This is a genomic window from Lacticigenium naphthae DSM 19658 (assembly GCF_000425865.1).
Taxonomy (GTDB): Bacteria; Bacillota; Bacilli; order Lactobacillales; family Carnobacteriaceae_A; genus Lacticigenium; species Lacticigenium naphthae.
Map to the genome: position 1 here is coordinate 16,449 of NZ_AUEG01000012.1, position 15,818 is coordinate 32,266.

The 15,818-nt window shown below is 36.4% G+C and carries 13 protein-coding genes; all 13 read left to right on the forward strand.

Going from position 1 to position 15,818, the window contains the following annotated elements; all coding sequences use genetic code 11:
* The first annotated feature begins 4 nt into the window (after positions 1-4).
* The 13 genes from H626_RS0107725 (at position 5) to H626_RS0107785 (ending at position 15,698) form a co-directional block, all read left to right on the forward strand.
* Positions 5-856, forward strand: coding sequence for a DegV family protein (locus tag H626_RS0107725; RefSeq protein ID WP_027108850.1), 852 nt, complete (start codon positions 5-7; stop codon positions 854-856).
* Positions 857-941: 85 nt separating this feature from the next.
* Positions 942-2,306, forward strand: a complete 1,365-nt coding sequence (locus H626_RS0107730) for an ATP-dependent helicase ComFA (protein WP_027108851.1) — start codon at positions 942-944, stop codon at positions 2,304-2,306.
* Complete coding sequence (locus H626_RS0107735) at positions 2,303-2,980, forward strand: hypothetical protein (RefSeq protein ID WP_027108852.1); 678 nt, start codon at positions 2,303-2,305, stop codon at positions 2,978-2,980. The genes H626_RS0107730 and H626_RS0107735 overlap by 4 nt, the downstream gene beginning before the upstream one ends.
* Positions 2,981-3,120: 140 nt before the next feature.
* Positions 3,121-3,678, forward strand: a complete 558-nt coding sequence (gene hpf, locus H626_RS0107740) for a ribosome hibernation-promoting factor, HPF/YfiA family (RefSeq protein ID WP_027108853.1) — start codon at positions 3,121-3,123, stop codon at positions 3,676-3,678.
* Between the two features lie 242 nt (positions 3,679-3,920).
* Positions 3,921-6,392, forward strand: coding sequence for a preprotein translocase subunit SecA (gene secA, locus H626_RS10935; protein ID WP_051237908.1), 2,472 nt, complete (start codon positions 3,921-3,923; stop codon positions 6,390-6,392).
* A gap of 78 nt (positions 6,393-6,470) precedes the next feature.
* A protein-coding gene (gene prfB / locus H626_RS0107750; protein ID WP_156883276.1) for a peptide chain release factor 2 occupies positions 6,471-7,572 on the forward strand; the annotation gives its coding sequence in 2 pieces (ribosomal slippage) (positions 6,471-6,542 and positions 6,544-7,572; 1,101 coding nt in all).
* Positions 7,573-7,942: 370 nt separating this feature from the next.
* Positions 7,943-8,629, forward strand: coding sequence for a cell division ATP-binding protein FtsE (gene ftsE, locus H626_RS0107755; protein WP_027108855.1), 687 nt, complete (start codon positions 7,943-7,945; stop codon positions 8,627-8,629).
* A complete protein-coding gene (gene ftsX, locus H626_RS0107760; RefSeq protein WP_027108856.1) occupies positions 8,619-9,506 on the forward strand; it encodes a permease-like cell division protein FtsX in 888 nt (295 codons plus the stop codon). Before ftsE ends, ftsX begins: the two co-directional genes overlap by 11 nt.
* Before the next feature lie 48 nt (positions 9,507-9,554).
* A complete protein-coding gene (locus H626_RS0107765; RefSeq protein ID WP_027108857.1) occupies positions 9,555-10,601 on the forward strand; it encodes a C40 family peptidase in 1,047 nt (348 codons plus the stop codon).
* A gap of 209 nt (positions 10,602-10,810) precedes the next feature.
* Complete coding sequence (locus H626_RS0107770) at positions 10,811-12,007, forward strand: PDZ domain-containing protein (RefSeq protein WP_027108858.1); 1,197 nt, start codon at positions 10,811-10,813, stop codon at positions 12,005-12,007.
* 7 nt (positions 12,008-12,014) lie between these two features.
* Positions 12,015-12,737 carry a response regulator transcription factor gene (locus tag H626_RS0107775; protein WP_027108859.1) on the forward strand — a complete coding sequence of 241 codons (723 nt, stop codon included), beginning with the start codon at positions 12,015-12,017 and terminating at the stop codon, positions 12,735-12,737.
* The gene (gene pnpS / locus H626_RS0107780; RefSeq protein WP_027108860.1) at positions 12,734-14,503 is read left to right on the forward strand and encodes a two-component system histidine kinase PnpS; all 1,770 of its coding nucleotides are present in this window, start codon (positions 12,734-12,736) and stop codon (positions 14,501-14,503) included. The genes H626_RS0107775 and pnpS overlap by 4 nt, the downstream gene beginning before the upstream one ends.
* Before the next feature lie 229 nt (positions 14,504-14,732).
* Entirely contained in the window at positions 14,733-15,698 is a 966-nt protein-coding gene (locus H626_RS0107785; protein ID WP_027108861.1) for a PstS family phosphate ABC transporter substrate-binding protein, read from the forward strand.
* Positions 15,699-15,818: the final 120 nt, after the last annotated feature.

The window sequence follows — 15,818 nt, forward strand, 5'->3', positions numbered from 1 at the left end:
CTAGATGAAAATTGCTATTGTCACTGATAGTACGGCTTATTTAACTACTGAACAATATGAAAAATATACTATCTTTAAGCTACCTTTGTCTGTCATTCTCAATGAAAAAGTCTATAAAGAAGAAGTAGATATCACAGCAAAAAGCTTCTTTGAGCAAACACGAACATTAGATGTTTTGCCAACGAGTTCGCAACCTTCTGTAGGAGAAATGGTTAAATTATATACTCAGTTATCGAAAGAGTATGATGCAATTATTAGTATACATTTATCAAGTGAAATTAGTGGAACTTATCAAAATGCTTGCAGTGTTGCAGATATGTTAGAAGAAATCAATATTTTTCCATTTGACTCTGGATTAACCTGTGCTGCGCAAGGATTTATGGCTCGAACAGCCTCATTGATGGCCGAAAAAGGAGCCACAGTTGAAGAGATTTTAGTAACTCTTACGGAATTAAAAGAAAAAACAGGAATATATTTTGTGGTAGATGACTTAACTTACCTCGTTCGAGGTGGACGTCTATCGAATGCAGCCGGTGCAATGGGGACATTATTAAAAATAAAACCAGTATTGACTTTTGAAGAAGAGCAAATAAAAGTTTTTGAAAAAATTCGGACAAAGAAGAAAGCTTTAGCTCGAATCGAAAAGCAATTGGCACAAAACCTTAGTGAGGTAAATTATCCCATTCGAGCGGCTATTGTGCATGCAAACTGTCTTGAAGAAGCAAAAGAATGGAAAGAAAAATTAGAAGCTAGCTATCCTGCCGTTCATTTTGAAATTAGTCATTTTGGACCAGTAATTGGTGTGCACGTCGGTGAAAATGCTCTTGGATTAACATGGACTGAAGATAAAGAGTAAAAAATTGAGGGATAAAAAGGACTTCAGCAAAATTTGCTGAAGTCTTTTTTCGTATATTTTTTTATCACACTATGGAGGAAATAGTATGCAAAAAAATCTGCTCATGGGCCGTCAATTATTAAAAGAAGAAATAGAGAAAAATTGCGTAAATGAAGATAAATGGGAAGACAATGCCATTTTAAAAAAAATATCTGGATTCACAAAAATAGAGGGAAGCTGGAAATGCAATCGCTGTGGTGAAGAAAAGGAAAAAATGCGTGGAAATGTCCCGTGTACATGTGGAAAGGACTGTTTTTATTGTAAGAACTGTATTCAAATGGGGAGGGTGAAAAAATGTAGTATGTTCTATAGTCAAGAGGAAAAAAATGATTTCTTCGTTTCTGCCCCCTGTTTAACATGGATAGGCAGCCTGTCTAAACAACAATACCGAGGATCACAAATCATAAAAAAAGCAATTCAAGAAAACAATGAGCAATTAGTTTGGGCTGTGACCGGAGCAGGGAAAACAGAGATGCTGTTTGAAGGTATCGAATGGGGCTTGATACACAACAAACGGATATGCATAGCTTCTCCCCGTTTAGACGTGTGTTTAGAATTAGCCCCCAGAATAAAAGAAGCTTTTAAAGAGGTTCCGCTTAGTGTTTTGCATGGAAAAATGGAGGGAAATTATCAGTATACCCCACTTGTAATTGCCACCACACATCAACTATTTCGATTTAAACAAGCATTCGATGTTCTGATTATTGACGAAATGGACGCATTCCCTTATGAGAGAGATGAGAGTCTACACTATGCAAGTCAAACAGCGAGAAAAAGCATCTCTGCTTTGATTTATTTGACAGCAACTCCCAATCAAGCGGTTCAAAAGCAAATCTTTGCTCATCAAATGGATTCCGTCCAACTTCCTGTGCGCTATCATCAAAAGCCACTGGTTGTTCCGCAAGTAAAATATATAAGAAACTTAGATCGAAAATTACTAACTCGAAATACGAATCAATACTTATTCAAATGGATGCAGATGAAAATGGAAAACAAAAAGAAGTTTCTCATATTTTTTCACTCTATTGAAGTGATGGATACGTGTGCCAAATATTGGGAAACAGTTTTTCCGGAAGCGGTTTTTAAAACTGTGAGCTCTGAATCTACTGAAAGAAAAGAAACGGTAAGGATAATGAGAGAGGAACAACTAGATTTTTTAATGACAACAACTATTCTCGAGAGAGGAGTTACATTCAAAAATATTGATGTAGTTGTACTACATGCGGAAAATCATCTCTTTACAGAGTCCTCACTGGTTCAAATCGCAGGTAGAGTTGGAAGAAATGCGGATTTTTCTACAGGTGAGATCGTATTTATTCACGAAGGGATGACAACGGCTATTCGAAAAGCTATTAAACAAATTAAAAGAATGAATGCCTTGGCTAGGAAAGAAGGATACTTAGAACAATGATGGATTGTCTATTATGTGGAAGTATTATTCAAGAAAAGTTAAGTATAAGTAAGATTGTTTCATTTTATTCATTTCCGGAAAAACAATGTTGTGAACGGTGTTCAAAATTATTCCAATCCACGGAAATGGTACAGGTAGATTTAAAAAAGCGAGTGTATACTTCTTTAGATCAATATGATCACACCGCTGAATCGGACAGATTACTTTGTTATCAAGAAGTACACGATCGGAAACTGATACTGTACCAAAATAATTCATTCTTTCAAGATTGGCTCTATCGCTATCAAATTCTAGGAGATTATGAAATAGGAAAAGTGATGACTGAACAACTCAACGCTGTCTTTTTTAAAAATAGAGATAGTTTGCTTTTCCCCGTTCCTAATCCATTTAAGAAATACGGAAAAATTGGTTACGAACTTAACGAATCTCTTTTAAATTTTGCTCAACTGTCTTATGTAGGAATAAATCATCAGAAAGAAACAGAAGGGGCAATCGAAGACACATTTTATATTATGAATAAATCCAGCCAAACAGAAAAGAAATCAATTGATTTAAAGGACCGATCCCTTATCCTCTTTTCTATAGAAGGTGAAAATAGTGAAGAATATCAGGCGATTATTGATTTGTGTTTTGAGAAAAAAGTAAAGCAACTGATACTTTTTACTTTAGCATGAAATGAGAAAACTGAAATTTAACATTTGGATTTCTTGAGTTATAAAACGCTATCATATATAATGAGGTTAAGCATAAGCAATCGAGTGGTCCGATTGCCAATGCTTGACCTGATGAAAAATCAGTGAAAGGGGAGATCGTGATGTTAAGATACAATATCCGCGGAGAAAATATAGAGGTGACACAAGCTATAAGGGAATATGTTGAGAAAAAAGTCGGGAAAATTGAAAAATATTTCCATGATGTACCAGAAGCAAATGCTCACGTTAATTTAAAAACATATTCTGATAAAACAGCAAAAGTCGAGGTCACAGTTCCGCTCCCTTACATTGTTTTGCGTGCGGAAGAAACTTCTCCAGATTTATACGGGAGTGTAGATTTGGTTGTGGATAAATTAGAGCGTCAAATGCGTAAGTATAAAACAAAAATTAATCGTAAAGCGAGAACTACTGGATTGGTTGAACAACCCACTTATGAATTTGATAATCTCGGAGATGAAGCTGAAGGTGAAGAAGATTTTGACGCAGCTATTGTAAGAACAAAACGCTTATCTTTGAAACCCATGGGTGCAGATGAAGCTGTTTTGCAAATGGATATGCTCGGGCATAATTTCTTCATTTTTGAAGATGCCGAAACAAATGGGACAAGCATTGTTTATAAACGTAAAGATGGGAAGTATGGTTTAATTGAAACAGATTAAACAGACATTTATTCCAAAGAAATGAAGGTTGAGGCGAAAGTCTTGACCTTCTTTTCTTTTTTACATAAAAAGGAGAGTTGATTTCACGGAATATCGGAGAAAGAATGGATTCCGTTCTTTTTTTTAACTCGTGAAAGTGTTAGAATGTAACAGTATGAAAAAGTGGGTCAGTTTATAGTTTGACCCAAGTACACGACTGTAGATAATTTCAGTATAGAAAGTGATGAAAGAGGAGAATTTAGATGGCTAATTTTTTGCGTAGGCTATTTGAAAACGATAAAAAAGAGTTAAAGCGCTATGAAAAAATATCGTTGAAAATAGAAAGTTTTGCAGATGAAATGGCTGCATTGTCAGACGAAGAATTAAAAGCAAAGACACCTGTATTTCAGCAACGGTATCAACAAGGTGAAGATTTAGAACAATTATTGCCAGAAGCATTCGCTACGATTCGAGAAGCTGCGAAACGTGTTTTAGGTATGTATCCATTCAAGGTCCAATTAATGGGTGGGATTGCTTTACACGAAGGAAATATTGCAGAAATGAAAACTGGTGAAGGGAAAACCTTAACTGCAACCATGCCTGTGTATTTGAATGCTCTTTCCGGGGACGGTGTACACGTTGTAACGGTCAATGAATATCTTGCTACACGTGATGCAACGGACATGGGAGAGTTATACCGCTGGATGGGGATGAGAGTGGGATTAAATCTCAACTCTAAATCAACAGATGAAAAACGTGATGCTTATTTAGCTGACATCACATACACCACAAACAATGAGTTAGGTTTTGACTATCTTAGAGACAACATGGTCGTCTATAAGGAACAAATGGTCCAACGCCCCTTGAATTTTTCGATCATCGATGAAGTGGACTCCATATTAGTGGATGAAGCACGTACTCCCTTGATTATTTCTGGTCAAGCAAGTAAATCGACAACCTTCTATACACGCTGTGATTTTTTCGTCAAAGGCTTGAAAGAGGAAGACGATTTTATGATAGATATCCAATCTAAAACTGTTTCCTTAACAGAACAAGGAATTGAAAAAGCTGAAAAAACATTCCGTGTAAATAATTTATATGATATTGAAAATCAAACGCTTGTTCACCATATTGATCAAGGTTTAAGAGCGAACTATATTATGCTTTTGGATATTGATTACGTAGTTGATGAGGATCAAATAAAAATCGTTGACCAGTTTACTGGACGTATTATGGAAGGCCGTCGTTATTCAGATGGGTTACATCAGGCCATCGAAGCAAAAGAGGGCGTAGAAATCCAAAATGAATCCAAGACAATGGCAACTATTACCTTCCAAAACTTCTTTAGAATGTATCGGAAATTATCGGGCATGACCGGAACAGCTAAAACAGAAGAAGAAGAATTCCGCGAAATTTATAATATGAATGTGGTCGCTATTCCCACCAACCGTCCGATTATTCGTGATGATAAACCAGATTTACTTTACCCAACATTAGAAAGTAAGTTTAAGGCAGTAGTAGAAGAAATAAAAAAACGACATCAAAAAGGACAGCCAATTCTGGTTGGGACCGTTGCCGTAGAAACATCAGAATATATCAGTAAACAATTGGACAAAGCGGGGGTTCCGCATGCCGTATTGAATGCAAAAAATCACTTTAGAGAAGCAGAAATCATTACTAGTGCAGGTCAAAAAGGTGCAGTAACAATAGCGACCAACATGGCCGGTCGTGGGACTGATATCAAATTGGGTGCAGGAGTAAAAGAACTAGGTGGCCTAGCTGTCATAGGCACAGAGCGTCATGAATCACGGAGGATCGATAATCAGTTACGTGGTCGTTCGGGTCGTCAAGGAGATCCTGGTGCTTCTCAATTCTATCTTTCCCTTGAAGATACATTAATGAAACGATTTGGTTCTGAACGCATTCAAAATGTATTGCAACAATTAAAAATTCAAGAAGACGATGCAGTCATTCAAAGCAAAATGATCAGTCGCCAAGTTGAGTCTGCACAAAAACGTGTAGAAGGAAATAATTACGATACACGGAAAAATGTCTTGAAGTATGATGATGTCATGCGTGAACAAAGGGAAGTTATTTACGGTGAAAGACAGACTGTAATCATGGAAGAAGAATCTCTTAAACATGTATCGATGCCTATGATTAAACGAACTATTGAACGAATCGTTCAGTTGAATACACAAGGTGAACAAAAACAATGGAACTTGAGACACATCGCGGATTTTGCACATGCGTCTATCTGTCTTCCGGAAGATTTAAAGGAAGAAGAGCTACAAGGTAAATCTGCTAAAGAAATAAATGAGTTGCTCGTTTCTATTGCCGAAGATGTCTATGCAGAGAAAGAAAAACAACTAAACGGCCAAGAACAAATTCTTGAATTTGAAAAAGTAGTCATCTTGCGTGTAGTTGATAGTAAGTGGACAGATCATATTGACCAAATGGACCAATTACGCCAAGGAATCGGACTTCGTTCATATGGACAAACAAATCCATTGACCGAATACCAACAAGAAGGATTTAAATTATTCGAAGAAATGATTGCGGCTATTGATTTTGAAGTTACTCGTTTGTTAATGAAATCTCAAATTAGACAGAATCTTCAAAGAGAGCAAAGTGGTAAACGAACAACTAGACCGGTGCATGCACAACCAACAGATAACCAACGGAAAAAAGGCCCGATTTTAAATCAAGAACGCAATTCAACAATGGGTGGATAATATTGCAGAATAAAAAGAAAGAGAAAAAGCAAATGCTCTTTCTCTTTCTTTTTAATACACTTTAGGAGGATTTTATTAATGGAAATGAGCGAAATTAGAAATTTATTGGAAAATGCCGAAAAAAAAATAACTGACTTTAGGGGGTCTCTTTGACTTAGAGAAAATTGAACAAGATATAGATGAGTACAATCAACGGATGGCTGAGCCAAGTTTTTGGGATGATTCCCAACATGCTCAAGAAGTTATTAATGAAGCTAACGTCATCAAAGAAAAACATCAAGCATTCAAAAAATTAGAAAAACAAATAGAAGAACTAAATATGTTAGTAGAAATGCTAGCTGAAGAAGCAGATCCGGAATTAAGAGATGAATTGGAATCCGGAATCAAAAAGTTAGATCATGAAATCCAAGAATATGAATTAGATATGTTATTAAGTGAGCCGTATGATAAAAATAATGCGATCCTTGAATTGCATCCAGGAGCTGGCGGTACGGAATCGCAAGACTGGGGAAGTTTATTGTTGCGTATGTATATGCGCTGGGCAGATAAAAAAGGATTTAAGGTTGAAACTTTAGATTATCAAGACGGTGAAGAAGCTGGAATAAAATCGGCTACTCTTTTAATAAAAGGGCATAATGCCTATGGGTTTCTAAAAGCTGAAAGGGGAGTCCATCGTTTGGTGCGGATATCTCCATTTGATTCTGCTGGTCGAAGACATACTTCGTTTGTCTCGGTTGATGTTGTACCCGAAATTGATGATGACGTCGATATAGAAATTAATGCCGATGACTTACGAGTGGATACGTTTAGAGCAAGTGGTGCTGGAGGACAGCATATCAATAAAACAGATTCAGCCGTACGCTTGACACATATTCCGACTGGATTTGTGACTTCCAGTCAAGCCGGTCGTTCTCAGTTGAAAAATAAAGAACAAGCAATGAGTATGTTAAAAGCAAAACTTTATCAAAAAGAAGTAGAAGAACAAGAGAGAGAAATGGCTGAATTACGTGGAGAACAAATGGAAATAGGTTGGGGATCACAAATCAGGTCATACGTATTCCATCCGTATTCAATGGTAAAAGATCACCGAACAAACGAAGAAACGGGTAATATTGATAATGTAATGGATGGAGATTTAGATCCATTCATAGAAGCATTTTTGCGAAGCAAATTAAATTGATTCTAATTTGTCGAAAAACTGTCAAACATTTGTTTGTCAGTTTTTTGCTATATATATTTTGTGTCAGTGCTCAATTCCCAATAAAAATACTAAAAAAACAATAAATTAAACACGAAAACCCAAAAAAAACAGTTTTTAGCGGTGAAATGGTGAAATGTTAGTTAGTTATTAAGGGCCAAGATTTACTTGCCGAAAATATAACAGTTGCTTTTTATACTGAAATAAGAATGTAATATGATTTAAACAGATTTTCTTTTAAAAAATGATATAATTAGAAAGGTTAAGGGAAGAGTTTGTCAGTCGATCAATTGCAATAGGAAGAAAATTGTAGGATAGAGAGAAAAAATCTAAAAAGTAGATAGGTGATAGAATGATTGAAATGTCTAATGTCTATAAAAAATATTCAAATGGTATTACAGCAATCAATGGATTGAATATTAAGATAGACCAGGGCGAATTTGTCTATGTAGTTGGACCCAGCGGAGCAGGGAAATCTACTTTCGTCAAGATGATGTACAGAGAAGAAGTACCCACCCAAGGAAAAATTCAAGTAGGTAAATTTAATTTAGTAAATATGAAACAAAAAGATATTCCATATTTAAGAAGATATGTGGGAGTAGTCTTTCAGGACTTTAAATTACTTCCCCGTTTAACAATTTATGAAAATGTAGCATATGCCATGGAAGTAGTAGAAAAAAATCCTAAAGTCATTCAAAAAAGAGTTTTAGAAGTTCTTGAATTAGTCGGTCTGAAGCACAAAGTTCGCATGTTCCCAAATGAATTATCTGGGGGAGAACAACAACGTGTTGCAATAGCACGGGCCATCGCAAACATGCCAAGTATTCTAATTGCTGATGAACCAACAGGAAACTTAGATCCTGAGACAGCCTGGGAAATTATGGAAGTTTTAGAAGAAATCAACAATCAAGGCACAACGATTATTATGGCTACACATAATAGTACCATTGTTAACCGCATGAAGCATCGCGTTCTTGCAGTTGAAAATGGACGTATTGTCCGAGATCAAGCGGAAGGAGAATACGGATATGAGAGCTAGAACATCAGGAAGACACATTAGAGAAGCGTTTAAAAGTGTGAAAAGGAACGGTTGGATGTCTTTAGCCGCAGTTAGTGCAGTAGCAGTTACATTATTATTGGTCGGAAGTTTTATTGCGATTCTTTTTAACGTTAACAAGCTAGCATCCGATATAGAAAATGACGTCAGTGTAAGAGTGTATGTCGATTTAGCTGCTGACGAAGAACAACGAGTAGCTTTAGGAGAAAATCTTGAAAAGATCGAACAAGTAGAGTCAATCGAATACTCTTCTAAAAAAAATGAACTGGATCAAGTAGTAGGTTCATACGGAGATGAATTTAATTTATTCGAAGGAGACGACAATCCATTGCGAGATGTCTATATTATCAATACGCTTAAACCGGAAGACACAGCTGAAGTTGCCAGTGAGGTAGCAGAAATGGATAATGTGGCTGAAGTAAATTACGGCGGTGCTGAAGCGGATAGACTCTTTGAATTAATGGGTACAGCAAGAAATGTAGGAGCAATTGTTGTGTTAGCGTTGATCCTTACAGCTGTGTTCTTAATCTCGAACACGATCCGAATCACAATCTTTTCTAGAAGAACTGAAATTGAAATCATGAAATTAGTAGGAGCTACGAATTGGTTCATTCGCTGGCCATTTGTTATCGAAGGCGCGATAATCGGTTTAATTGGAGCATTGGTTCCCGTGAGTATTATAACTTTCGTTTATATTAATGGGTTTGATACCATTATGAAATATTTAGCCGGGACTTACTTTTCGTTGCTCAATCCAGCTCCTTTCCTTATTTATTTAAATGCACTCATGCTAGGGATAGGAATATTAATAGGAGCTATTGGATCTATCTTATCGATCAGAAAATTTTTAAAAGTATAAAAAGTGTGAAAGTAGACTCACTCAAGATTCATTTAAGGAGGGATCCAAGTGAAACTGTCAATTGCCAAATCGCTTATCGTTTTAGCTTGTAGCGGAATGTTCTTTTTCCAAACAGTTGAATCTGTTCAAGCTGAAGAAAATCAGACGAATTTTCCAAATGGAGTTGAATACTTTTGGGATCTCTCAACTGAAGAGCAAGTTGAAATAGATAAAGATGTAAAATTACAGCAGTTAGTAGAAGCAAAGAACAAAGTAGAACAACGGCAAAAAAAATGGAAAAAGCACTACCATGAAGCAGAAGAAAGACATACCGAATTGAAAAAGGAAAAAGAACAGTGGAGCCAGGCCCAAAAGGCCGCAGTTGAAGCTGAAAAAGAGGAAACATTCTTATCCAAAATCTTTTCCCAGTTTCCTTTAGTTCCAGAAAAAGAAACTGATGGAAAAGAAAAAGAGGACATGACGCTAGAGGACTTTGATTATCAACTCACTACAATAGGAAACGAATTGAGGATCATTGCAGCACAGTTGGAAAGAGTCAAGAATCAATCGGATGAACTTACTCAGTTCAGAGAAGATATCATTACTAATTCTGCTATTGAAAAAGCTGCTTATGAAGAAATGAAAAATATTTCCGAAGAGATAGAAGAAGAAGATATCGAGATAGAAGAACAGACTGAAGAACAGATCGAAGAAAAAAAAGATGAAGTATCTTCCAGAAAAATATTTGATGAACCACAATCAAATGAGTTAGTAGCTCAGGCAGTGAACCTTATTGGTATAGAGTATGTATTCGGAGGGTCATCGCAAGACGGATTTGATAGTTCCGGTCTGGTAGAATATATATTTAAAGAAACAGGTTTCGATATGCAATCCACTGTTTCTTCCCAACTCATGCAAGTCGAGAAAGTGAACCAAATAGAAATGCAACCCGGAGATTTAGTTTTTTTTAATCAGACGGGAAGAATAGATCATGTAGGCATTTATTTAGGTAATGACGAATTTATTAGTGCACAACCGACAAAGGGTGTCGTAGTGGAAAATATTCAATCGGATTATTGGTTTAATAATTTAAGTTCTGTTGGCCGAGTTTCATAAAAATCCCCCTAAAAAATGAATGAGTAGAGCGATAAAAAGAGCAGACATTAAATCTGCTCTTTTTTTGTTCTTGTCGCATAGTAATAAATGAAATCAGGAGAATAACTTTGTTGTTTTAATTCTATTTATTTATGGGTACAATAGATTAAGAAGAAATGTACCTTAAAAAGCAATTCAGATTTTTATAAATTATGAGGATGGTGCAAGTAATGTTTGGAAATATACTGACCGCAATAGGATTATTTTTTATTCAACCTACATTTATTGTGGGAATAGTATTAGCGATTTTATCAGCACAAAGAAGATTGAAATATGAACGATTAACTATGCGTACAGCTATTTTTCGGGAATATAGAGAAGTGAGACTGTTTCTAATGGGAGGTTTGGTAGCTGGATTGGTTGGGTCACTTATTGCATTGGGCATTGGGATGCCGTTCACACTCGACTGGATCATATTGTTTCAGATCATTAATATTCTTTTACTTGGTATGGGATATAGATTTATCCATCCACTCTTTAGCTTTTCGTTGACTACACTGATACTGGCAAGTGCCACATATTTGATTGAACCAAATAGTCTACAGTTTATAGCCACAAGTTGGTTTAGCCCGATCAATCAGGGAATGGCTACCCTATTCACTTTGGGTCAGTCTACAGGTATACTCACTTTGGTGTTTCTACTATTTTCATTAATGATATTAAAAAAAGTAGCTTCTCAAAACTATACCCCTCATTTTCGCTCTTCTAAACGTGGGAAAATCATTGCGAATTATCAAATGAAACCTTTTTGGTTGATACCGTTACTCTTAGTTGTTCCAGGCGAAAGTTTTGGTGCACTCTTTGATTGGTGGCCAGTTTTCTCTATAGGAAATGAAACCTTCTCATTTTTCTTTTTACCTATATTAGCAGGATTCCGCTATACGGCTCAAGCACAACACCCAATTGAAGCCACAGATAAAATCATCAAAGAATTAATTCCCACAGCTTTAATAAGCGGAGCACTATTAGTCGCTTCTTACTGGATGCCGATACTCAGTCTAGTTAATGCCGGAGTGGTATTTCTGTTAACGTTTATTATTTTTTACCGTCACCGTTTACGCGAACGCGAATGGAGTTTTCGATTTGGACCTCCTGAAGAAGGTGTAAAGGTCATTGCCATAAGACCAGATACGCCCGCTGCCAAAATGGGACTACAGATTGGGGATACTATTGTCGTCTGCAACAACCAGAAGGTATATGATGCCGACTCTTTATACCAAGCACTATCTCAAACAAGCGTTTATTGTCATTTGAAAATCAAGCAAGCCGATGGAGAGTTGCGATTAGCAGAGACCGCAGTTTACGATGACGCCCCTCATGATATGGGAATTGTTACACTGTCTCAAATAACTATACCAAGAAAGTAGGAATGACATGAAAAAAGTACTGATTGTTGATGATGAGCAGTCGATTCTCACTTTATTATCTTTTAATTTAAAAAAAGAAGGGTATGCAGTAGATACAGCTTTAGACGGACAAGAAGGCTATCAACTTGCTAAGAAAAATCAGTATGATTTCATCATTTTGGATTTGATGCTCCCAACAATGGATGGCATGGAAATTTGTAAAAGTTTGAGACAAGATAAAATTGAAACACCCATTTTGATGTTAACCGCAAAAGATAGTGAAATCGATAAGATAATCGGTTTGGAAATTGGCGCCGACGATTACATGACTAAACCCTTTAGTCCCAGAGAAGTATTTGCACGTATGAAAGCAATTTTGAGGAGAAGTAAAAACAATTCTCCTTCCGATGAAAGCAAACCGGAAGAAGCAGAGGATCAGCAAGAAGAAATTCGTGTAGGCGATATCGTTATTTATCCGACCCAGTATGAAGTGATTGTACGTGGAGACAAGATTGAATTTACGCCCAAAGAATTTGAACTGCTTGTGTATTTAGTGAAAAGGAAAAATCGCATTCTAAGTAGAGAGCAACTCTTGAATGCGATTTGGGATATCGATTTTGCTGGTGAAACACGTATAGTTGATGTGCACATCAGCCATCTTAGAGAAAAAATCGAAGAGAATACGAAAACCCCCCTATATATTAAGACTGCACGAGGGTTTGGTTACAAATTTGAGGTTCCAAAAGAATGAGACAACTTAGAAAAAGGATTATATTGATTTCTTTAGGTATTTTTTCTCTGTTTGCTATTTTATTTGGTTTTTATGCTATTTCTCTCGTTGAGGAGACATCTTTTCAACAGCAGAAAGAATCTGTGCAAAATCAATTAGCAACATTGACGAGTCAATTAAACTTGGAGTTAGATAGTGGAGCGTCGATTTCAGAATTAAATAAAAATCTGGAGTGGGCTTCTCAAGCCATTTCAGAGCGAGTAACGCTAATAAATTTGGCTGGAGTCGTTTTGTATGATAGTCACGCAGAAGTGGCTACTCTGGAAAATCACTTCGACAGAGATGAAGTACAAGATGCATTGAATACAGGTGAAAAAGGAACGGATACAAGAATAAGTGAAAGTACGAATGAGCAACTGTATTATGTAGCAGAACCTCTTCGGGACGTGGAAAATCAAATTCAAGGAATCATACGATTATCTAAGCCGATTGATGAGATGAGTGAGGTCGTGTCTCAAATTGAACAATCACTAGTTTTATTCGTTGGAATCTCTTTAGTGGTTACTACTCTCTTTACAACACGCTGGACCAAAAAGATAGCTGGTCCCATTGAAGAAATAAAAGATGTAGCAGAAGACTTAGCTAATCATGACTATTCTTCACGCTATATGGGAAGGTCATTTGGAGAAATTGATGCTTTAGGAAACACTGTGAATGAATTGGCTACGAGTTTAGATAGTCAATTAGAGGAAATCACACGGAATGACGAACAGTTAAGAGAATTGATCAACCATCTGGTTATTGGCGTTTTACTGATAGACGAAGAACGAAATATTGAAATGGTCAATCCTGCGATGAACGGGGTTCTTACAGAAAATGCATACGATAAAATCGGTAAATCTTATGTAGAAATTATTAAAAGTTCTGGATTGGCTCGTCTAATTGAGGAAGCATATACTTCCGGGGAAAATCAGCACGATGAAATCTATTTTTACTATCCAAATGAAAAAATTGTGGATGCAAATGTGCTGCCTATCTCTGATCGAGAGAAAAACACAGTTCAATTAATCGTTCTGCTTTATGATATTACTCAAATCAGGCAGTTAGAAAAAGTGAGAACTGATTTTGTTGCGAATGCTTCTCACGAATTGAAAACACCCATTACAGCTCTAAAAGGATTTACAGAGACTCTGTTAGATGGTGCTCTTGAGGATCGTGAAACATTGATTGAATTTTTAAATATCATATATAAAGAAAGCACACGGTTAGATTTAATGGTGAATGATATTCTGCAGTTATCTAAATTAGAACATCATCAAATACCTTTAAATAAACAACAAGTATCGATAAAAGATTCGGTGGAATCAGTTTTTGAGATTGTAAAACAAAAAGCAATGGAAAAGCAGATTTCTCTCCAAGTACGGGAGATAGAATCTTTTAAACTGCGAGTAGATCCCAATCAACTAAACCAAATATTGATGAATTTAATTACGAATGCAGTTACGTACACTTCAGAAAATGGAACGGTAACAGTTGTCATTGATAAAACCTCAACAGAAGCCATAATTGAAATCAGTGACACTGGGATGGGAATACCTTTACAGGAACAACCGCGTATATTTGAACGCTTCTACCGTGTGGATAAAGCAAGAAGTCGAAATTCTGGAGGGACAGGGCTCGGACTTTCAATTGTTAAGTATTTAGTTGAAAACCTAAGAGGTGAAATCGAAGTAAAAAGTCAACTTGGGTTAGGCTCGACGTTTACTGTGCGATTACCTCTGGACTAATAGAGTTAAACTGCGTTGCCATACAAAAATGCATAATAAAAAAGACTGTGACACAAAAATGTGTTCAGTCTTTTTTTCTTGTACACATTTAAATTAGTCAATTAACTATATTTTTACAAATGTTTACAGAATGTTTACAGGAAATTCGTTCGATATTTATAACAAACCTTTAGTATAAGAGTTGTGGACGAGAGAGTTGTCCGAATCTAAAATAAAAGGGGTATGAAAAATGGAATGGAATAAAATTGCAAAATTGACAACAACCTTAGGAGTAACTTTGGTGTTAGCAGCATGTGGAAATGAAGCGACGAATGGAGACACGAACGAAGCAGAAGGCGAAACAACAAATAGCCTTTCTGGTTCAGTACAAGTAGATGGATCATCTACGGTATTTCCTATTATGGAAGCTGTTGCAGAGGAATTTTCAATGGAATACCCTGAAGCTCAAGCGACCATTGGTGTATCCGGAACTGGCGGAGGAATGGAAAAGTTCATCGCTGGAGAAACAGATATCAGCAATGCTTCTCGTCCAATGAAAGAAGAAGAGGCTACGATGCTTGAAGAAGCAGGAATCGAGTCTACAGAATTCAGAATTGCTCTTGACGGATTATCCGTAGTTGTTCATCCTTCCAACGACTGGGTCGATTATCTTACTGTAGAAGAATTGAAATCCATTTGGCTTGAAGAAAGTGATGTAGAAACTTGGGCAGATGTGAGAAGTGAATGGCCAGAAGAAAAAATTGAATTGTTTAGTCCTGGAACAGATTCTGGAACCTATGATTATTTTGATGAAGTAATCTTAGATGGGGAACAAATTGATAGAGAAGCTTCTTTATCCGAAGATGATAACATTTTAGTTCAAGGCGTAATGGGATCTGAAAATGGATTGGCATACTTCGGTTATGCATATTACGCAGAAAATGAAGGAAATGTAAAAATTGTTCCAATAGAGAATGGTGAAGGCGAAGTAGTGACACCTAGTAGTGAAACTGTTCAAGATGGATCGTATGAACCATTATCAAGACCTTTATTCTTCTATGTGAATAACGAATCCATAAAAGATGATACAGTATATGAGTTCACTAAATATACCTTAGAAATGGCAGGAGATATGGCTACGGAAGTTGGCTATGTTGCCTTGGAAGATTCCATTTATACAGAAAGTTTAGAAACTCTCGAAAACTTAAGAGAATAGAATGGATCGAAACAATTAAGCGAATAAAAAATATAGAATGAAGACCAAATGAATCGATGAGTAATGTAGAGAAAAATGTCCATCGTGGAGTTCCTCGTTGGACATTTTACTTATCTTTAA